The following is a 20,483-nucleotide window of genomic DNA, read 5'->3' on the forward strand; positions in this document are numbered from 1 at the left end:
ACGAATGAAATATTGTGCAATCGCCTCCGGAAGCAATGGAAACTGTTATTATGTGGCTAAAGATGATTCTGCTATTTTGATCGATGCCGGAATCAACAGCAAACATATACACCTTCGGATGTACAATCTGGGTATTTTACCGACTCAGATCAAAGCAATTTTCATTACCCATGAACATTCAGATCATATCAGAGGCCTATCCGTATTTGCCAAAAAATATAATCTACCGGTTTATATCACCAAGGGGAGTTACGATGGTACCCGATTGCATCTTCCGTCCCATTTGGTCCATATAATCTCTCCGGACGAGGTCGTTGAAATTGGAGGTCTCAAGGTGTATGGTATTCCCAAATATCACGATGCCAAAGAACCCTGTAGTTTCCTTGTTTCAGATGGAACATACAATATTGGTGTACTTACAGATATTGGGCGACCTTGCGAAAATGTGCAGCATGTTATTCAGCATTCGGATGTATTGCTTCTGGAATCAAATTATGATGAGGAGATGTTGCGTACTGGACGATATTCGTATTTTCTGAAAAATAGAATCAGTAGCGGGTGGGGACACCTTTCAAATCGTGTTGCCGTCGAACTATTTAATGCCTATAAAACCGATCGCCTTAAACATCTTATCCTAACTCACCTCTCCGGCGAAAATAATACGGTCGATCTGGTTCAGCAGACTTTCGAACCACATTGCGAACGTATCCAGCTTCATGTAGCGACACGTTACCAGGAAACAGAATTGTTCGACCTGAAACTTGTGCTAGAGAATCGTGTAACCGCTTTTTCAATTCCTTCTGCACTCTCTTCCTAGTTTAAAACGCTCGTTTTGTTTGCTGTATTTCTTCAGCCAAAGCGTAAGAATACTGTAAAATAAAAAAATTAGTTGATTTAAAAAGATTTCCTGTTATATTTGCTTTGTTTTTAATCAGTCTAAATAACTATTTGAATGCTTATTTAGACAAGAAAGAAACAAAAACACCATGTAATAGACGGCAATCTATCACATGGCGTAAATCTACATACAGCGGCAACTGTATGTAGAAGACTGAAACAGCACGCTGTGTCAGTTACTCCCGATATACGATATGGAAGAACTTGCAAGATAACGAATTTTATTGTCTTATTCGTTGTAGAGCTCGCTTAAACCAGCAAATTCTCCCATAATAAGTTGAAGAAAACTAAACATCAATCAACATATTATGAAAATTTTAATTTCATTTTTTACATTTCTTGCGGTATTACTGTGTAGTCATACCAGTCATGCACATGCCCTTTGGATTGAATCATCTTCTTATGGGACGTTAAACCAATCCCATGAAGTCAAGGTATATTACGGTGAGTTTGCAACGAATGAAAGAGATCAGGTCGACAAATGGTACTCCGACGTGAAGGACTTCTCATTAATGTTGCATGCTCCGGGAAAGGAACCCATCAAACTTCAGTTGACGAATAAAGGCGATCACTTTAGCGGTTCATTTCAACCTACAGCAGCAGGAACCTATTTCCTATCAATAGTTAAAGCAGCTAAAGATCTCGGCGGCAAAACGAAGTATGAATTTTCTTCCTTAGTACCTGTTGTCGTAGGAAAGTCTGCAACACTTGATTATAAGGGCGTAAAAAATCCATTGCAGATTGAGTTGCTAGGTGTGGCCAACGTAAAAAAGGGACAGAGTTTACAAGCAAAAATTACCAGTTTGGGCAAAACTGTTCCCCATGCCAAAGTTTCTGTTTTTTCTGCTACAGGTTGGGGAAAAGAGTTTGTTGCCGACGAGAATGGTATCCTGACATTTGATGCAATCTGGTCGGGCCCATACGTTTTGGAAGCAAGTACGTTTGCTGAGACAGCAGGTGAACATGAAGGAAAACCCTATGCTTCGGCATGGCAGGGAAGTACGACTTTTATTACCATCAAATAACTGCAGGTACAGCGCAGACAAAATAATAAAGGGTCCATCTGAAACAATGGAAACACCAATGGACCCTTGCAAAAAAGAATATCTAAAAGATGTCTACTATAAAAAACATCTACCACACTACATTCATGAATCAAACTTTATCCTTTTTAGCTATTCCTGTGATTAGTTCATTTTTTTCTGTTGCACAAGCACAGACGAACAAAATAATTGAAGGAATTCTTATCAATGAGAAATCTGAACCGATCACAGGGGCAACAGTAAAATTGACCAATACGGGTGTGACCACCAGTACCGATAGTGAGGGGCATTTCGCTTTTTATAAGCTTTCATCCAAAACCTATCATATCGAGATTAAAGCGATTGGTTACAGTAAGCATACGATGGAGGTGAACGTAAAAGATGAGACGACAAACCTTGGCCCCATCATTTTGAAAGACCAATCGCAAGCTATCGACGAGGTCGCTGTCTATGGTAAATACTATGAACATTATAAGTTTGACAGTATCTCTGGATCGTTACGTCTTAAGACACCAATCTTGGAGTTACCTCAAAATATACAGGTTATTTCATCGGACTTAATGGCCGATCAACAGGTTTTCGACATTGTTGATGGTATTACACGTAATATCAGCGGAGCTACCCGCCAAGGGCACTGGGATAATCAATACGCTAATATACGCATGCGCGGATCTAAGATCCCAGCATTTCGTAATGGGATGAATATCGAAGCTTCTTGGGGGCCTACCGCCGAAGATGCGAGTATGATCGAACGGATTGAATTTGTGAAAGGACCTGCCGGATTTATGCTAGCCAATGGTGAACCGGCAGGATTTTATAACGTGGTGACGAAGAAACCTACAGGAAATACCAAGGGTTCTGTAACGCTTAATACAGGTAGTTTTGATTTGTATCGCGGGACTATCGATTTGGACGGTCGGATTACCAAAAGCAATAAATTGATTTATCGTCTGAATGTAGCAGGCCAGAAAAAAAAGTTCTTCACCAAATACAATAATAGTAATCGTCTTGTCATCGCTCCGGTATTGACTTATAATATTGATTCGCTAACGGCTATTACCGCGGAGTATACCTTTCAAGGGTCCTCTTATCTGACTAATGGAAACTATACGTTTTCTCCAAAAGGTTTTGCAGATCCGGGTATTGCAAATGATTTCTTTTATGGTGACCCAGGCATGAAACCCGGGAAATTGAGAGATCACAGTGCTTATTTGTATTTTGATCGAAAATTGAGTCAAAAGTGGAAATTCCATGCGCAAGCAGCTTACTTTAATTTTAATATGAAGGCGACCAGTACCTGGTTGAATTATATGACCGTAGAAGGTAATATGCCTAGAAATTATAGCACTGCGGACGAATTAGGCGAAAATAAATTTGGTCAGTTCTCGTTTAATGGTGAAGAAAGGACAGGCAATATAAGACACCGGATTTTAGCGGGTGTTGATTATGGGAATAAGAAATTCTGGGGGGATTTTAGTTCACTGTTGCCCGTCATTCCGGGAGAGCCCTTGAACGTTTACAATCCTATTTATGGGATTCCCGAAAATGTTTTTCCAGAAGTAGATCGCACTTTAAGCATTAAAGAACGTGCCAAAAGTCAGTCATACATAACAAGCTCATCGTATACGTCTGTATATGCACATGATGAAATGGCATTCTTGGAGGATCGATTGAAATTATCGTTGGGATTACGTTTTACTTCATCAAATGTCGTTTCAAAGACAAATGGTGACCCTGCAAAAGATAAAGTATGGAGTCCTAGGGTGGGGTTGAATTATTTGATAAACTCTTCTATGAGCGTTTATGGCCTCTTCGATCAGTCATTTGTGCCTATTTCTGGAACAGATTGGCAGGGTAATGCCTTCAAGCCAATTCGTGGTAATAGTCTCGAAGCAGGTGTTAAGAAGGAATGGGCTGGGGGAAAATGGATATCGACCTTGAGCGCGTATCAAATCAAACGTAAAAATGCATCAGTTGAGGATTCTGAACATCCAAACCCTAATGGTGGTTTCTATTCAAAGCAGCTTGGCGAAACAACTACTAAGGGGATAGAGTTCGATATTACCGGTGAAATTGTCAAGGGATTGAATGTTAACGCAAACTATGCGTTGACTGATTCTAAGATTTCAAAAGATACAAAGGAAACAAATATTGGCAACATTACGCCAAACACAGCCAAGCACACTGCGAATGCCTGGGTAATTTATCGCTTACAACAAGGTTTATTAAAAGGTGTAGGTTTTACCGGAAGTGTTCAAGGGATGTTCGATCGGGCAATTGGAACAACAAAAGAGAGTAACTTTAAGAATTATCTGCGAACTGATGGTGGTATTAGTTATCAACGGAGTAGATATAATATTTCTTTGATGGTTAATAATGTGTTGGACAACCGCAAATTGCTGACTGCTGGATCGATCTCCAAAGCAAGCGCGGCAGTTCAGAAGCTCGGTGGTGTGGATTATTACACCTATATCGTCGAAGCCAGACGTAATTTCCGTATGGGGGTTACCTATAAGTTTTAAATAAACGATCTCGATAAATTATAGAACTGATGTATAGTACATTACTAGTCGTTATCCTCTTTGGAGTATACCTTTTTTACAACACGAGCAAAAAGGTGAAATTTGGCCCTAGGCCACAATGGCTGGAAAAACTGTGCGCACAAACTAAGTTTGTGCGCACTTTGAGCATATTGCTGCTGCTCTTACCATTTGGCGCCGTTCTCTATATGCAAGGATTTGGCGCCGGCTTTTTTGCTTTTTTTGCCTATTTCATGTGCTTGATGTGTCTTGTGGTCCTATTGAATCCTTATCGCTATTTCAAATTATACCCAATTGTGGGATTGTATGTATTTAGCCTTTGTGTTGAATTATTGATTTCCTAACCGATAAAATATGCCTGCTAATAAAAAATACCTCAGTACGCCCTTTCAGCGCTTCCTGAAAATTACAGCCGGATTTATCGGTGGTTATGTTGTCATGATCTCTTTCCACGTCTTGGTCACACATGTTTTTGAGAAAAAGGATGTTGTTGTCACGGCTTGCTTCACGGGCTATCTCCTATGGGCAGTACTGCTCTTGTTGGCCTTCCTTGCAAAGAACGGATGGAAAATATGGGGACTATATTTACTCTTGGCTGCAGTTTTTTCGCTGCCTTATTTTTTCAACATGTAATTGGCCATGAATAACCGAAATTATAATATCTATTTCAATACGCATACCATTAGTGGCATTATTATTTGCGCCATCCTGTATGTAATATTTTTTGCGGGATCATTTGCATTTTTTAGGGATGAAATTGCTGCCTGGCAGAATAATACATCCTATAAGACCTATCGCGAAGATCATCAAAACTTTGATCGTTTGCTCGATTCACTCCAAGGACAAACAAATTTGCATGGACGCGATATCACTTTTTATATGCACCGGGAAGGGACCTCCGCTTATGTTGGGCTCAGTGCATCCAATGACAGTCTCTTAAATAAAGAAAATCTAGCGAAGGTAACGCCAGAACAGAAAGCAGCAAAAAAGAAGGGGCGCAGAAGAGGTGGAGATGATGATTCAAAGAACTTTACCTACAATTTTGCAAATAAGAAGTCAGGTGATTATACACAGAATTACGATATGGGCGAATTTCTTTTCCGCTTGCACTTCATGGCTCAGCTCAATCAGGTGCCAATCCGGGTAAGTATAGCTCCCTTTGGTTATCTTATTGCTGGAATTACCGCTTTTATTTTCCTATTTGCTCTTATTACAGGATTATTGCTACATTGGGACAAGATCGTCTCAAATTTCTTCGTGTTCAGACCGTTCAGTAAATGGAAAACGGTATGGACCGATATGCATACGGCATTGGGTGTTATCGGTTTTCCGTTTCAGTTTATCTTTGCGGTAACTGGTACGTTTTTGATCATTAACTCTGTCCTGGCTTTGCCACTGAGCAAGTTGTTGTATGAAGGTGATCAACAAAAAATGTATCAGGAGATGGGGGTTAGTGCCGAGACCGATTTTCCTTATACCTACAAACCTTTAAAGGCAGACATTAAGATCGCTCCATTTTTGGATCTGGCAAAATATAAATGGCCTGAATCCGATTTTCAGCGCATTACGATCAAAAACTATGCAGATTCCAATATGCATGTTGTCATGGAGCTGGAGCCGCAGTTTAATAAGAGCTTTGCTGGATCCGGTATATTGTCTATGCGAGCTATCGACAATAAAATTGTGGCCGAAAAATCCCCGATCAGTGATCCTACCTATGCCGATGGTGTCCGGAGTCTTTTATACCGTCTGCATTATGGTGATTATGGCGGCTATCCCCTTAAAATGGTATATTTTATTTTAGGGGTCATGGGCTGTCTGGTCATTATTTCGGGGATATTAATCTGGCTGGTAGCACGTGACAAAAACAATGTAATTCCACGAAAACGGAAATTCAATTTCTGGGTGGCCAATATCTTCACGGCAATATGTCTGACCATGTTGCCTGTCACAGCATTGACTTTTATTGCTATTAAATTGAGTCCAGAGGTTAACCAGGATTTTATTTACCGTGTGTATTTCTATAGTTGGCTCGTATTTTCACTGTATTATATTATCAGGAGAAGCATCCGAAGAACCAATCGCGAAACCTTGCTGGTCGGAAGTATCCTGGCATTTTTTATTCCACTTGTCAATGGATTTATAACTGGTAACTGGATCTGGGATACATTTCGCAATGGACAACGTGATATTTTTGTCGTAGACTTTTTATGGCTTATGATCGGTATCATCGGTATAATCGCCCATAATAAGACCAAAAAATTCTTTGAGACTATTCGTTAACAAAGATTCTTTTCTCTCTGCGAAGTAAGTACACTTCGTTTCTTAATTTCAAGGGCGCTCACAAGGTGCCCTTGAAACTTTTATAGGGTAAAGCTTAGGAAAAATCTTTGATACCACGTTGATCCTTGATGGAAAAGTAGTAATTTTTCCAAAGAAGGTCCCAATGATATTCCTCCTCCCGTTCAGGCCGATGATGTTGATGAAATAGACGGGGGGGGGATTTTTACTTGGAGTAGGACTTTCTTAAAGTGCGGCTTTGAAAAATCGCCCAAGGCGCATCAGATCCTGTGCAGTCTTTTCGTTCCAGTCCACGGCATAGTTGAGCCGAATACAATTCTTAAACTGATCGTGCTGTGTAAACATCCTCCCCGGAGCAAAACTCAACTTTTGCCTTAGGGCATAATCGTAGAGCAGGGTTGAGTCTATTTTAGGGTCCATCTCCAGCCAAAGCACAAACCCACCCTCAGGCTGTGACATTTTTGTGTTTTCTGGAAAATGGGCCTCAATGCTGTTTCTGAAATTGATATAGTTGCTGTACAGTTTTTTTCTGAAGCTATTGAGGTGATGGTCGTACCTGCCGATCTGTAAGAATTTGGAAACCGCCTCTTGATAAATTGCAGGCTGCGAAATCGTCTGTATGAGTTTTTGTTTTAGGATCTTATCCTTGTATTGCCCGGGCTCAACCCATCCGAGCCGAAAACTTGGCGCCAATACTTTGGTAAATGATCCACACCACATCACCAGTCCCTCTTCATCAAAATATTTGCATGGCTTGGGCCGTGACGAACCGAAATAGATGTTTCCATACAGGTCGTCTTCAATCAATGGAATATGGTGATGGGCGAGCAGTTTCACCAGTTCCTTTTTATGCTCATCGGGCATGAGCGCGCCCAATGGATTGCTAAAATTGGTAACGAAGCAACAGACATCAATTTTATGAATAACTTTTTTCAGGGCATCTAATTCAATTCCCGTAATAGGGTGGGTCGGAATCTCGATGGTTTTGAGACCCAGTAATTGAAAGGCCTGAATAAATCCAAAATAAAGGGGACTTTCCACCGCGATGGTGTCACCGGGCTTAGTGACAGCCCGAAGGCAGCTGTAGATTGCATTCATGGCTCCCGAGGTGATAATAAGATCCTCATCACTTATTTTTCCTTCAAGTACCAATGACCATTTGGCAATTTCTTTCCGTAAGCTTGGACTTCCCTGTACCTGTCCGTATTGATCACCGTAATCATGCAGTTCATGAACCGACTCTATAATGCATCGATTGAGTTTCTGAATCGGAAGTAATGATGCACTGGGTAAACCCAGTGAAAAGCGTGTAATTTCCTTGTCTTCCAGGGAGTGAAAAACTTTATCGATCAATGCTGCAGGATCTTGTTTCTTTTCGTCTATTTTAAACGTGGAAATAGACGGAATAGCCATCCGACGAAGCCCCGACCGGCTAACGAAATATCCTGATTTTGGTCTCGATTCAATGAGAGATCTACTCTCTAATTCCATATAGGCGCTTTTTGCTGTATTTAAACTTACATTGTATAGCTTCTGAGCGCTCCGGACAGAGGGCAAACGATCTCCATAGACCAAAGAGCCATTTTTGATCTGGCTCTCAACAATATTGGCTATTTTCTTATATAACAGTTGCTGCTCCATGCTTATGCTAATTTACTGTTTCTGTTTTGATTTAACCAGTCGTTATATCGGTGAATTCCTTTTCTGAGCAATTCTTCCGAACCAAATAGGTCAATCAACTGGTGCTCGAAGAAGGATTGTGCTTTTTCCGTGAATACTTTGGAGAGCGTGTCCGAAATAGGAGCTTCGTAGGTAATTTCGATCGATAACAGATTTTTTTTGCAGATTGTTACGGACGAAAAAGCTATTAATTGATTACATTGATCGAGTGCCATAAAAGGCATGCCTATCGAGTCTGTATCCAGTTGTTTTTTGTTGAGTAATTCTTTGATAAGCGCTAAATCAGAAAGATCCACTTGTCTGATCAGATACGGTTGATTTGCAGTTGTCGCCATAAGAATAAATCTTTTTGCTAATTTAAGAAGGGTACAGGATGCTGTTTAGGTACAGAGTGTTGTTAAAATAAGGGTACAGAAAAAAATAAGATGACCATGAGTTTTTTTAATTTCCATTTGAGATCTTTACACCAGAAAAAGGATATCTCTGGATCCATAAATTATGAACTCGTATGCATAGCTTGTTTCCGTTATTTATCGCGATGATCGCGATCATCGTATTGATCGAAATGTGGGCCACCAAACTACGGATGTGTATTCACCAAAAGTAATGCTTTTTGGTGAGTTTGTTCTCCGAAAAGCATTACTTTTGGTGAACGCTTAAAACATAACAGTTATAGCCGGCGTTTTATTAATAAGTACTTTTGGCGCACTAAACAGCAGCAAGAAATTGATTACGTAGAAGAAGCGGATGGTAAAATAACTGGCTACGAATTTAAATGGACTCCTAAGGCGAAAGCAAAAATACCATCAAATTTTGTAGAAGCCTATAGTGCAGATGTTCAGGTAATCTCAAAGGATAATTTTAGAGCGTTTATTGGTCTTTGATAGCATTTGAATCATGGTGCTCAGGCTTCTGTTTTTAATAATCTCTTTTATTCAACTTGTTCGAGCAGCTGTTGGCTGGAAATCTTCTCAAAATAGATTTCCATCTCATTGTTGCATTTTTCGATAAATGTTTTTGTGCGTTGTTGCAATTCTATGATTGTTAGTGGATCTCCTTTGTAATTTGCATTATATCTAAATTCCTGCTGTGCTTCCGTAATATTCTTAAAAGCGGCGAAATGTTCCTCATGGTCAAGGCAGAATGTTGCGTAGGCATCAGGGACTATCAATTTGCAGAGTGTCATCAGAAAAGTCAGGTTGACACGTTGCGGTTTGTATTGGATGACGGAATTGATTACCCCGAGACAAACCTGCTCCAACGCTTGCGATAGCATATAATATGTGGCCTCGATGCTTATTGACGACCAGTCTTCCTCGTAAGGTAAATATAATGTGCGCGCATTATTATAGCGCGTCTTCCACTGTTGATGTACATATTCAAGATCGAGCTGTGGGGCAACGATACTTTCCAGATCGATATTTGCTATTGATGGATTCTGAAACCAGATGTCACCGGCTTTCAGGAGTGAAAGAAAAAAGGGATGACCCTTTGAAAGCTGTTTGCTGAAAGTGGTGGAGTTTTCAAGGGCGAGCGTAAGCGATACATTGTTGGGGAGCAAATCCGTAATGAGTTGGGGCAGATTATTGATCTCGGCGTTTAAAGTATCATATGCGACAAAAATATAGTAGGCATGCGTGATACAATCAATTTTTGCCCTTCGGAGCGCATTCTGATAGTTGTGATGATCTGAATCATAGCCGAAACATACTACCAGCGCAGGCGTGCAATAGCGCTCTATAGCGTTTAAAATGAGGTCTCGATAATTGGCGTTACAATAGTTTTGTTTGTATATTTCATTGTTATTTTTGCAATTTTCAACTTCGTTGTTAGCAACTGGGATTGGGTTAAGTTTTGACTTAAGTTCTTTGAATAAAAGATTGGAATAATCGTAGATCCAGTTTAATGTATTGATAGCAATCTGATAGGCTGTTTCTAATACATCTTCATCGATAAAATAGTCTTGATTATAACGATAACCAATATAAGCTTCATCGATTTTAGCTAAGGCTTGTTTTTCTTCTTTGTTGTCGATTAGTCTCGCCAGTTTGGAGTCAAAAGTTTTAAGGTAGCCCATACTACCTGTAAGCGAATGTGATTTTCGATCATCATTTAAAAGGATATGTTCTGCGGTTTTCAAGGATAGTTCGATGGCCTGATGTAGCATAAAGGCTGCGTGTGCATAATTTTTATGCTCGAAATAGAAATTGTAGCCATCTATAAAAGATCGAATCTTGCCCTTTTCCTTATCGATATATGTCCGTGTTTTTTCGATAATCTCCATAGCTGTATAATTCGGAAAGATCAGTGGGATTTCTTGCACCGGATTTTGATAAACGCGATTTTCAGGCTGGTAGATAAGATAAGTGCGAGCCTGTCCGAGATCGAGTTGTTTTTGTGCTTCGTGTGTAAGGCACACTTTGATATATAAGTCTGATGGGCGGTTTTTGACGATTTTGTTAATCAGGCTACGGGGATCCGAATGTCGCATTCCTGTATTTGATGCTATATTAATCTGTAACATCTGATACTTTTTACCATCGTGGTCAAAAGTCCAATGGTAGATTTCATCGACAGCAACGGCACGAAGGATTGCCTCGATAATAGGGTTAATATCGGTGTTCATAATTAATTGGTTTGGTGTTGTGGTTATTTATCTATTTTTCCTTCATTTAGATGTATGGTTTTCAAAACAATTGGGAGATCTGAGAGTGTTTCTTGAAGAGGTATGAGATCTTCTGAATAACTTAAAAAAGTGCAACTAAAACTTGGGTCCAAGTAGGAAAAGAGAAGTTCGTCTATAGCGGTATACCAGTCTCTGTGACTTTGGTAGCTAAACATTTTCGTTAAAAAATCGGGAGGATATACTCCTAGATGATAATTACAGGAGCAGTCAATCTCGTCGCTATGGTTCGGAAGAACATATTTTTTATTCTTTCTTCTTAATCCGGATTTGTTAAATATCAGCCAAGCAAGATCGATCGCTTTACCGAGTTCTAGATAAGCATGCGTTGAGTTAAAATCCTTACAGCGGATCTCTTTGCATAAACACATGTTGATAAAATGCAAGAAATTTTTACTGCAATTTTTTTTATCCTCTGAAAAGTTTTTGAGGGTCAACAAGTGATTATTGAATTGGCCTTTACGGAGGTATCTAAATTCTCTCCATGTTATTTTTCTGCTTTTCTTTTTCATCTTCTTAGGTTATTTGATTATCAATTGTTTTTTTGATTGAGTTATTTACACTACACCAGAGAGGCGCAGTTGAACTGAAACTTTCTGAGTACCTTCGTGGACGCACAAACTAGGTCTTTATTTAGCGCTGTTTTAAGCAATATTCAACGAGCCTAATGCCATTTATTAATTCCCCTCGTAATTACTCATGCATAGTTTATTTTTCAGCTGTATTCATGAATTCGTTGCATTTTGGTTGAATGAATTATGCGGATTTCATTGATCTTTGGTGCTTTAAAAGCGTTAGTTTATTGTTTCTAAGTTGCTATTTCGCTTACGGGGATTTCTGATATGTGTGAGTTTTGGCTGTCTTCAATATCATTGCTGTTTTCCTGCACTTCTTTTTGAGCATATTTTTTATCAATACTTTCTTCTATGATTTGCCGTAATTTAGTTTTCTCTTTGGTAGACTGATGAGGTTCATCATTTATAGCTTTTACATAGCATGGAACATTTAAGGATATTCCTTCATCTTCATAGATATAATGTAGGGCGAATGCGAGTCGCATCAGCAATTCTCGTATGGCCATAATTTGATCGCCAAAATATTCGTAGTTACCTGAGTCGGATACTGTTAGATAGTGCATGATATCATCCATTGTTTCATACCATTTTTGAAGAGATTGGTATGAGAAAAACTTACTGATGGTGTCAGAAGGATCTATATGTCCGTTGGTCGTATATTCCAGTTTAAATAGATAATTGTGGTAGTCTTCTTTTGTCGAAAAGAAATTCAATGGCGTTTCTTGTATAGAAAGTTGACATTGATGAAAAATTACAAAAGCCACTTCAATCTGTTTGATCATTTGTTTGCAATGATATCCATTTTCAGCAAAATTGTGATCTGCCATTTCGGGGACAGTTGCTGCGTTGACAAAAAGCTGAATATGATTCATCCAGTAAATAATATTTGTTTCATAGCGATAGAAATCCCTGATATAGATCATTGGATTTTTGACTATATCCTTGCTTAAATAGCGAAAATGTTTCGCTTTTAGTTTCTTTTGCGTATTTTTCATCAGATTATATGTTTTAAAGTTGATGAAACTGCTGCGTAGGGCTAATAACGATCCGTGCACCTGATCTAAAGCCTTATCGGTTTCATTTGTAAGTTTTTTTGGTTAATGTTGTGTTTATAATTATCAATAGTTAAGCTAATTTAAACACTAATTTTCGATTAAACAAATTTTATATTGATAATTATTGATTATGAGTTCTTTTTTAACGAGAATTAAAGTTATTGCAGATAGAGAAGGACTGAGCGTAACAGCCTTTGAAACTGCCGTTGGAGCCAGTAGAGGCGTATTTACACGTGCCTTAACCAACAATACAGATGTACAGGCGAAATGGTTAATTAGTATTGTTGAAAAATATCCTGCATATTCTTCCGAATGGTTGTTAAAAGGCGAAGGCGAGATGCTAAAGCCTATTCTTGCGCAGGAAGAGGAGCGGGAAGGCTATCTGACAAATGAAATTGAAGACGTTACTAATGCCGTTGTCAATTCACTAAGACAGGTTATATCGTCACAAAATATCACAATTAAATCTCAAGAGAAGACAATTATTTCGTTGGAGCGATTATTGTCGATTCAAGAGCAGGAAATAAAATCGTTAAGAAATAAATAAAGAGCCAACATTTAAAAAAAAAGCTATAGGTGAATGTAAAGGAACGTGTGCTGCTGATCGCCGAAACTAAAGGCATCAGTAAAACCGAATTTTTCAAAGATGTGCAACTTTCCTATGCAAACTTTAAGGGAGGGCAGAAAAATACTGCACTCAGTTCCGATGCCATGGTTGCTATACTGTCTAAACATCCCGACATTAGTCCGGCCTGGTTACTCATGGGCGAAGGAACTATGATGCGGAAGGATGAGAGAAATGCAGTAGGTGCTCCACCTGCCGAAACAGCTCCTTCTACTGCCGAAGGCCTCGGAATTTATAGGCAGCTGGTCAATGCCTTAGAGCAAACAGTCAAGGCACAGGAAAAAACAATCCAGTCATTAGAAGGACAGGTGAGTTTATTGCAGCGCAAATAGCCATATCGCGTAGTTTAGAAACCAAATGATCTCCTCCAAAAAAAATACCTGATTCCGGTGATTTCATTGGCCTCCTTTTTGTTTTAATTTCGTTATTGCAACGGTGCGTGTTTGGCCGGCAGCCAGAAAAAGTTTCTGTTGCATTTATAGATGTCTCGTTCCCTGCGGCTGATCGCAATGGAGCGGCCACTAGTCCTGTATTCAAAGAATTAATGTTATGTCGAAAAAAGTATTTGTTATATGCTGTCTGCTTTTAGCTTGTTTTGTGCATCAGGCAGTAGCACAGCCAGCAGGTCAGCGGCCATTATATACCTCAACATGGGGGCACCTTTACCGTGAAGCAGGAAACAGTAAAGACCTCTTGGGGGTTTTTCCGACGGAGGCACCTGTTTACCTGCTAGATTCCACCAATACACAGTATAAGGTGCAGGTGAGTAATGGGGATATCGGCTATATTGACCGTCAGCCCCTCAAAAGTGCCATGTTCGGAAAAAGATCTGCCGGCGAGCCAAAGCAATATTTCTATCGTGGAACAACAGATGCCCAATGCCCACATTTCTATGTACAGGTGTCACAATTGCGCGTGCGTAAGGCTCCTAATACAACAAGTACCGCTGTGCGTAGGGCAGGACTCAATGAAATGGTATGTATCGATTATGTGCCGCTCTACACAGATGGATGGGTCTACATTGGAGACCACTTTCATGAAAGTCCGGAGTATATTCAGATGAAATTTTTGGGGTCTGAACTAACGTACGACAAAGTGCTAAAAGAATATCTGGCCGTAAAAGGAAAGGATCAGGAGAAAGAGCTTGCTGCAGTTGGACGCCTGCGTGAAATCGGCTGGACGAAGTATTCCAAGTTAAAACAGGCGCTTACCTATTGGAAGGAATCCTATGCCCAAGCGGGAATAGTAGATCCCAAAGTTGATATAGCCTTTGAATTACTTTTGGCCAATAAATTCCAAAATGAGCTCCAGTCCGAAGTTTATGCCAAGAAACTGAAAGCGTTGAATTTCCATTTCGAATGGAAAGGAGTGTCATTATCTGACGGCAAAATTACGGATGCGCAGATGAAGCAACTCGCTTTACAACGGGTTTCCGAAATTCCAGATATGCCCGAATGTGGCTGGGAGCCGCGGTACTACTATAAAACGCCGAATATGATCGTTGCCTTCGAAGAAAACTATAAGGGGAAAGTGGTCGGTACGATATATAAGCTGTTTTTTAGTGATGGCGAAACCATTGTCATGGGCAACGAGCGGATGGATGCCAATTACGCAGAAAAAGACTTTGTAAACCACTTTGGTGAACTACTTTCAGCAGATTGGATTTCAACGCCACATACCTACTATATTCAGAATGGCGATGCCGGGTTATTTATTTTCAGATTTGTCGATGGAAAACTGGCCGGCTATGAGTGCATGTATTATTGTTAATACGCCGAAATTGTGTAGGGGTCAAGTATAGATTTCCAAGCGTTTGAAAATATCTTTCGTTTGTGATGTTAACAAGGATTTATTAACGAACAGGAACAGGGATGCTCAAAAAATAAGGCCCTTTGAAGGGAAATTAAAACTCCGCTTTCAAAGGGCCTTTGGATGTTATTGAAATCTTAGATTAGACTACCTGCATTTCAAAGAGTTTTGCAATATGTCCTTTCAATTTTTCTTTCACGTCTTCCATATCGACTTCTTTGCCAAGTTCCCGCTTTAAAGACGTTACATCCTTATCGTCGATACCGCAAGGAATGATGTTGCCAAAATAGTCAAGGTCTGTGTTGACATTGAATGCAAAACCATGCATGGTCACCCAGCGTGAAGCGCGAACCCCCATCGCACAGATTTTGCGCGCCGTCGGTTTATCGGGTTCTATCCATACACCGGTAAACCCGGGATATCTCCCGGCTTCGATACCGAAATCAGCACAGGTCATTATGATGGCCTCTTCCAGTGTACGCAGATAAAGATGGATATCGGTAAAGAAGTTGTCGAGATCCAGGATCGGGTAACCGACAATCTGTCCCGGACCGTGATAGGTAATGTCGCCACCCCGGTTGATCTTATAGAATTTGGCCTCTTTCTCTTCCAGTCCTTTTTCATCTAACAGCAAATACTCCTCGTGCCCGCTTTTCCCTAAGGTATAAACATGGGGATGTGCTGTAAAGATCAAGTAGTTCGGGGTACTGGTTGCTGTTGCGTTGACCCTATTGTCATGTTTAATGTCCAATACGCCCTTAAAGATGGATTCTTGTCTGTCCCAGGCTTCCTGATAATCGACAAGCCCCCAATCTTGAAACTGCACCTCTTTGTTCATTTCGTATTTTTTTAAGCTTGTGAATGGAACATAAGGCCCCATTCACAGCATTGTTTGTCAAAATTAATACAATAAGTTATTGTATGGGTAACGTTCATTGTGCATCTTCACAATGATATCGTAAAGTTTTTGTTTGAACTCTTCGATATTCGTTTTATTTGTTGCTGACAGAAAGATTGCGGGATCTGAATTTTTTGCCATCCATGATTTACGGAAATCATCCAACGTGACCTCGATCTCCTCGCCATCGTGCCCTTCTTCGACGGCCGGTTTATAAAGGTCAATTTTGTTGAACACCGTAATCACCGGTTTGTCCAGCGCTTTAAGGTCCTTCAATGTTTCGTTTACCGCCTGGATATGATCTTCAAAATTCGGATGGGAGATGTCGACTACGTGAATCAGGACATCGGCTTCCCGAACTTCATCCAATGTGGATTTGAAACATTCCACCAAGTGATGCGGCAGTTTGCGGATAAAACCAACGGTATCTGAAAGCAAAAAAGGAAGGTTGTCGATAACAACTTTACGTACTGTCGTATCTAATGTTGCGAAAAGTTTATTCTCGATCAATACGTCAGATTTGGAGATCATATTCATGATCGTCGATTTTCCGACATTGGTATAACCTACCAAAGCTACACGGATCATCTCACCACGGTTTTTTCGTTGTGTCTCGTTTTGCTTGTCGATTGCTTTTAGGCGTTCTTTGAACAAGGAAATTTTGTCCAGAATGATCCGTCTATCGGTCTCGATCTGTGACTCACCCGGACCACGCATACCAATACCCCCGCGCTGACGTTCCAAGTGGGTCCACATACGGGTCAAACGAGGTAAAAGGTATTGCAGCTGTGCCAATTCCACCTGTGTCTTCGCCTGTGCAGTTTTGGCATGACGGGCAAAGATGTCCAGGATGAGATTGGAGCGGTCCAATATCTTGCGTTTCAGTTCTTTTTCAATATTGCGCAATTGCGAAGGTGAAAGCTCATCGTCGAAAACAACGATGTCGATTTCCTCGGCTTCGACGTATGCTTTTATTTCTTCCAGCTTTCCACTGCCGACAAATGTAGCGCGATCGGGGAAGCCCAGTTTCTGTGTAAACATACCTTTGGTCTCGCCACCGGCAGTCTGTACAAGAAATTCAAGTTCCTCCAAGTATTCTTTTGCTTTTGTCTCCGTCACACTTGGTGTGATGACACTCACCAAGACGGCTGTTTCGGGTTTTATAGCTGTATCGTGTATTTTAAATCTGGCCATTTTGTACTATTAGTCTTTCAAGTGAAGTTGGCAGGTCATTAAGCTTTGCAATGTATGCTATTGCCTACCCCTTGTTATACGTTCACTTTTTAATTATTTTCAATGAGCTCGCAAGCCCGGTTTTTGTTTGAAAAGGTAAATTTAAGAATTTATGCGTTTGTACACCACACAAGACTGATGCCGATTATGACATAATTCTCCATTAACCAATAAATTTCCTGTGTTTTGCTTACCAGGGCAACTCAAAATATGTAAGCGTTCGGTCGCCATCTTTTGCCTAGTAAAAGAAGGGATATTTTTCTATATCATGTTCATAATGATGCAAAAGTAAATAAATTTGGTTTTATATACAAAAAAGATAAATTGTCTTCAAGCGCTAATTAATAACAATTCGTATCCTATTTATGTTGAAGATCGGCCTTTAGATTCCAATGCGCTCTGTTTATTCACTTAAACACGTTATTGATTTAATCGCTGGCCTTGTTTTTTGTCGCGAAAATGACATGCGGTTAAGAAATCTTATCCCAGGCAATGCCATCGGATTTTCTTGCCAGAAAGCTTCGCAGCAAATGATTCTTTTCGCTTTGTAGAGTTGGGTCCTCTTTGAAGATAGCAATGACGGTGTTACGGCATTCGGTAAGCAATGCCTGATCCGTCGCTAGGTTCGCCATCTTGAGGTCAAGTACACCCGACTGTTGTGTGCCCGATATGTCGCCCGGACCACGCAGCTGCAAGTCGACTTCCGCAATCTCAAATCCGTCATTGGTACGCACCATTGTATCCAGCCTTAAGCGTCCTTCTTTGCTCAGCTTATTGCCCGACATCAGGATACAGAAAGACTGTTCAGCACCGCGGCCTACGCGGCCACGCAATTGGTGCAGCTGGGATAGCCCAAAACGTTCGGAATTTTCAATGACCATGACTGAAGCATTCGGAACATTGACCCCCACTTCAATAACAGTAGTCGCAACCATGATCTGCGTTTCATGTTTGACAAAACGCTGCATCTCAAAGTCTTTATCTTTTACGGGCATCTTGCCGTGAACAATACTGATCTTGTATTGAGGTAGTGGAAATTCGCGTTGCAAATTCTCAAGGCCTGCTTCCAGGTAAATCAGATCCAGTTTTTCGCTTTCCTTGATGAGGGGATATACCAGGTAGACCTGCCTGCCTTTGGCGATCTCCTCGCGCATAAAACCAAACATCCGCAAACGCGAACTTTCAAAAAAGTGAACAGTCTTGATGGGTTTACGCCCAGCAGGTAATTCGTCTATCACGGAGATGTCCAGGTCGCCGTACATGGTCATCGCCAATGTCCGTGGAATTGGTGTGGCTGTCATGACCAGCATGTGTGGTGGAATGACATTCTTCCGCCAGAGTTTGGCCCGTTGTTCCACGCCAAAACGGTGCTGTTCGTCAATAACGACAAAGCCAAGGTTTTTGAACTGCACCTTATCCTCGATCAGGGCATGGGTGCCAATTAAAATATCTAAGCTGCCATCTTCCAATGCCTGGTGGATCAAACGGCGTTCCTTCGTGCTTGTGGATCCCGTAAGTAGCTTGATATTGACAATGTCATCGCCTACGAGCTGCTTGAGTCCATGATAATGCTGTGTCGCCAGGATTTCTGTTGGCGCCATCATACAGGCCTGAAATCCATTGTCGACGGCGAGCAGCATACTCATGAGGGCAACAACTGTTTTCCCGGATCCGACATCGCCCTGCACCAGACGGTTCATCTGCGCACCGGTATTGGTGTCTATGCGGATTACTTTTACAACGCGCTTCTGTGCGCCTGTCAACGGAAACGGAAGGCGCTCTTTAAAGAATGTGTTGAATTTTTCACCGACTTTATTGAAGCGCTGGCCTCTAAACTTCTGGGTATTGAGCTGTTTGTTGTTGAGCAGCTTGAGCTGTATAAAGAATAGTTCTTCAAACTTGATACGTTTGATCGCTTGGTTCAGTTCCTTTTGATCGCTCGGAAAGTGTATGGAGGCGAGAGCCTGCTGCCGCGAAATGAGGCCATGTTTAGTGAGAACTTCCTGAGGAAGCGATTCGTCAATACTACGGAATACGGTTTCCAAAGCAGTCTGTTGTAAGCGTTGGATTCCTTTGGTATCCAGATTGAACTTTTTGAGTTTTTCTGTTGATGAATAAACCGGCTGTAAACTCATATTGCCGATCTGTTTTACCTGCGGATTATACAGATCCATTTCGGGATGGGTAATGGATAACTGGCCATTGAATTCGCTTGGCTTGCCATAAATAATATAGGCGGAACCCACTTTCAATGATTTTTGAAGCCATGGAATGGACTGAAACCAGACAAGCTCCATGGAGCCGGTTTCATCTTTGAAAGAACCGACAAGACGTTTCGTTCTTTTCTCGCCCACGAGCTGTAAAGAAACCAGACGGCCCAGGACCTGTGCAGCCATCATATCGGGATGAAGTTTCCGGATTTTATGAAACTCCGTACGGTCGATATAACGGAAAGGATATTGCGTCAATAGATCACCAATGGTAAACACCTGTAGCTCTTTTTTGAGTACATCTGCTTTTTGTGGACCTACACCTTTGAGGTATTCTATGGGGGTAATTAAACTTAATTCAGCCATTCTTCTTGAATGGCTAAATTACGAAAATTTATGCGTTTATGGAGCCGTTTCTTGGTCTAGTGTGACTATTTTGAAGCAGGTTCTTCATATTTAATGTCTGCTTTTCCTTCTTTACAGATCACGCTCAATGGTTTGCGATAAGGGGCACAATTTATTCTGGGCGCCATCATAGGCTGGTATATTTCCATCAGTCGATCGTTGTCATTGATCATATTTTGCAAGGTTGTTTTGTCGACGGATTTGTGGTACGGAAGGTAACTTGTCCCACATACTGTCCGTATTTCTATCATTTCCCATTCTGTAGCATCACTGCATGCTTTGGGGCTAGCAAAGGCAACGATTTTGCTATACTTCTCATTGGAAAGCGACTCAAGTTCCTTTTCCGTTTTGTCTTTGTAGGGGTTTTCTAAATGTGATTCCGATTTACAGACAACGAATAACATGGAACATGCTAAGAGGGTGGTCATACCCAAAATGGAAAGATTTTTCATAATATTCTTCTTGGTTTTTTTAATCGAACGGGTAATTCTTCGTCTCTGCTACAGGAAATTTCTATTAAGTTTTTGTT

19 protein-coding genes are annotated in these 20,483 nt (G+C 40.7%); 10 read left to right on the plus strand and 9 right to left on the minus strand.

Going from position 1 to position 20,483, the window contains the following annotated elements; genetic code table 11:
* The first annotated feature begins 4 nt into the window (after positions 1-4).
* The 6 genes from OK025_RS09135 to OK025_RS09160 all read left to right on the plus strand — a co-directional run bounded on the left by OK025_RS09135 (position 5) and on the right by OK025_RS09160 (position 6,763).
* Positions 5-817: an MBL fold metallo-hydrolase gene (locus tag OK025_RS09135; protein WP_317669204.1), complete on the plus strand. Its 813-nt coding sequence runs from the start codon at positions 5-7 to the stop codon at positions 815-817.
* A 388-nt stretch (positions 818-1,205) separates the two neighbouring features.
* Entirely contained in the window at positions 1,206-1,922 is a 717-nt protein-coding gene (locus OK025_RS09140; RefSeq protein WP_317669205.1) for a DUF4198 domain-containing protein, read from the plus strand.
* 125 nt (positions 1,923-2,047) lie between these two features.
* On the plus strand, positions 2,048-4,462 hold the full coding sequence (locus tag OK025_RS09145) for a TonB-dependent receptor (protein ID WP_317669206.1): 2,415 nt from the start codon (positions 2,048-2,050) through the stop codon (positions 4,460-4,462).
* Positions 4,463-4,491: 29 nt separating this feature from the next.
* Entirely contained in the window at positions 4,492-4,824 is a 333-nt protein-coding gene (locus tag OK025_RS09150; protein ID WP_317669207.1) for a hypothetical protein, read from the plus strand.
* Positions 4,825-4,834: 10 nt separating this feature from the next.
* Positions 4,835-5,113, plus strand: a complete 279-nt coding sequence (locus tag OK025_RS09155; RefSeq protein WP_088163239.1) for a hypothetical protein — start codon at positions 4,835-4,837, stop codon at positions 5,111-5,113.
* Positions 5,114-5,119: 6 nt separating this feature from the next.
* A complete protein-coding gene (locus OK025_RS09160; protein WP_317669208.1) occupies positions 5,120-6,763 on the plus strand; it encodes a PepSY-associated TM helix domain-containing protein in 1,644 nt (547 codons plus the stop codon).
* 243 nt (positions 6,764-7,006) lie between these two features.
* On the opposite strand, the gene OK025_RS09165 is transcribed toward OK025_RS09160, so the two are convergent.
* Positions 7,007-8,422, minus strand: coding sequence for a PLP-dependent aminotransferase family protein (locus OK025_RS09165; protein WP_317669209.1), 1,416 nt, complete (start codon positions 8,420-8,422; stop codon positions 7,007-7,009).
* 2 nt (positions 8,423-8,424) lie between these two features.
* Positions 8,425-8,796, minus strand: coding sequence for a hypothetical protein (locus OK025_RS09170; RefSeq protein WP_317669210.1), 372 nt, complete (start codon positions 8,794-8,796; stop codon positions 8,425-8,427).
* 303 nt (positions 8,797-9,099) lie between these two features.
* On the opposite strand from OK025_RS09170, the gene OK025_RS26765 reads away from it, so the two are divergent.
* Positions 9,100-9,345: a DUF4143 domain-containing protein gene (locus tag OK025_RS26765; protein ID WP_411567699.1), complete on the plus strand. Its 246-nt coding sequence runs from the start codon at positions 9,100-9,102 to the stop codon at positions 9,343-9,345.
* 47 nt (positions 9,346-9,392) lie between these two features.
* Here OK025_RS26765 and OK025_RS09175 read toward each other — a convergent pair whose 3' ends face one another.
* From OK025_RS09175 to OK025_RS09185, 3 genes are all read right to left on the minus strand, one after another.
* Positions 9,393-11,087: a HEPN domain-containing protein gene (locus OK025_RS09175; protein WP_317669211.1), complete on the minus strand. Its 1,695-nt coding sequence runs from the start codon at positions 11,085-11,087 to the stop codon at positions 9,393-9,395.
* 23 nt (positions 11,088-11,110) lie between these two features.
* A complete protein-coding gene (locus OK025_RS09180) occupies positions 11,111-11,656 on the minus strand; it encodes a hypothetical protein (RefSeq protein ID WP_317669212.1) in 546 nt (181 codons plus the stop codon).
* A gap of 296 nt (positions 11,657-11,952) precedes the next feature.
* Positions 11,953-12,714 (minus strand): hypothetical protein, encoded by a 762-nt coding sequence (locus tag OK025_RS09185; RefSeq protein WP_317669213.1) that lies wholly within the window; start codon positions 12,712-12,714, stop codon positions 11,953-11,955.
* Positions 12,715-12,904: 190 nt separating this feature from the next.
* Here OK025_RS09185 and OK025_RS09190 point away from each other — a divergent pair, with 190 nt between their 5' ends.
* The 3 genes from OK025_RS09190 to OK025_RS09200 all read left to right on the plus strand — a co-directional run bounded on the left by OK025_RS09190 (position 12,905) and on the right by OK025_RS09200 (position 15,169).
* Positions 12,905-13,321, plus strand: a complete 417-nt coding sequence (locus OK025_RS09190; protein ID WP_317669214.1) for a hypothetical protein — start codon at positions 12,905-12,907, stop codon at positions 13,319-13,321.
* Positions 13,322-13,350: 29 nt separating this feature from the next.
* A complete protein-coding gene (locus tag OK025_RS09195) occupies positions 13,351-13,731 on the plus strand; it encodes a hypothetical protein (RefSeq protein WP_317669215.1) in 381 nt (126 codons plus the stop codon).
* Positions 13,732-13,948: 217 nt separating this feature from the next.
* Positions 13,949-15,169: a hypothetical protein gene (locus OK025_RS09200; RefSeq protein ID WP_317669216.1), complete on the plus strand. Its 1,221-nt coding sequence runs from the start codon at positions 13,949-13,951 to the stop codon at positions 15,167-15,169.
* A gap of 181 nt (positions 15,170-15,350) precedes the next feature.
* Here the strand turns inward: OK025_RS09200 and lipB are convergent, their stop codons facing one another.
* The 4 genes from lipB to OK025_RS09220 all read right to left on the minus strand — a co-directional run bounded on the left by lipB (position 15,351) and on the right by OK025_RS09220 (position 20,406).
* Positions 15,351-16,046 carry a lipoyl(octanoyl) transferase LipB gene (gene lipB / locus OK025_RS09205; RefSeq protein WP_317669217.1) on the minus strand — a complete coding sequence of 232 codons (696 nt, stop codon included), beginning with the start codon at positions 16,044-16,046 and terminating at the stop codon, positions 15,351-15,353.
* Positions 16,047-16,109: 63 nt separating this feature from the next.
* Positions 16,110-17,300, minus strand: a complete 1,191-nt coding sequence (gene hflX, locus OK025_RS09210; protein ID WP_293957187.1) for a GTPase HflX — start codon at positions 17,298-17,300, stop codon at positions 16,110-16,112.
* A gap of 509 nt (positions 17,301-17,809) precedes the next feature.
* Positions 17,810-19,915 (minus strand): ATP-dependent DNA helicase RecG, encoded by a 2,106-nt coding sequence (gene recG, locus OK025_RS09215; RefSeq protein WP_317669218.1) that lies wholly within the window; start codon positions 19,913-19,915, stop codon positions 17,810-17,812.
* Between the two features lie 65 nt (positions 19,916-19,980).
* A complete protein-coding gene (locus OK025_RS09220) occupies positions 19,981-20,406 on the minus strand; it encodes a hypothetical protein (RefSeq protein ID WP_317669219.1) in 426 nt (141 codons plus the stop codon).
* Between the last annotated feature and the right edge of the window lie 77 nt (positions 20,407-20,483).

This window comes from Sphingobacterium sp. UGAL515B_05, from assembly GCF_033097525.1.
Taxonomy (GTDB): Bacteria; Bacteroidota; Bacteroidia; order Sphingobacteriales; family Sphingobacteriaceae; genus Sphingobacterium.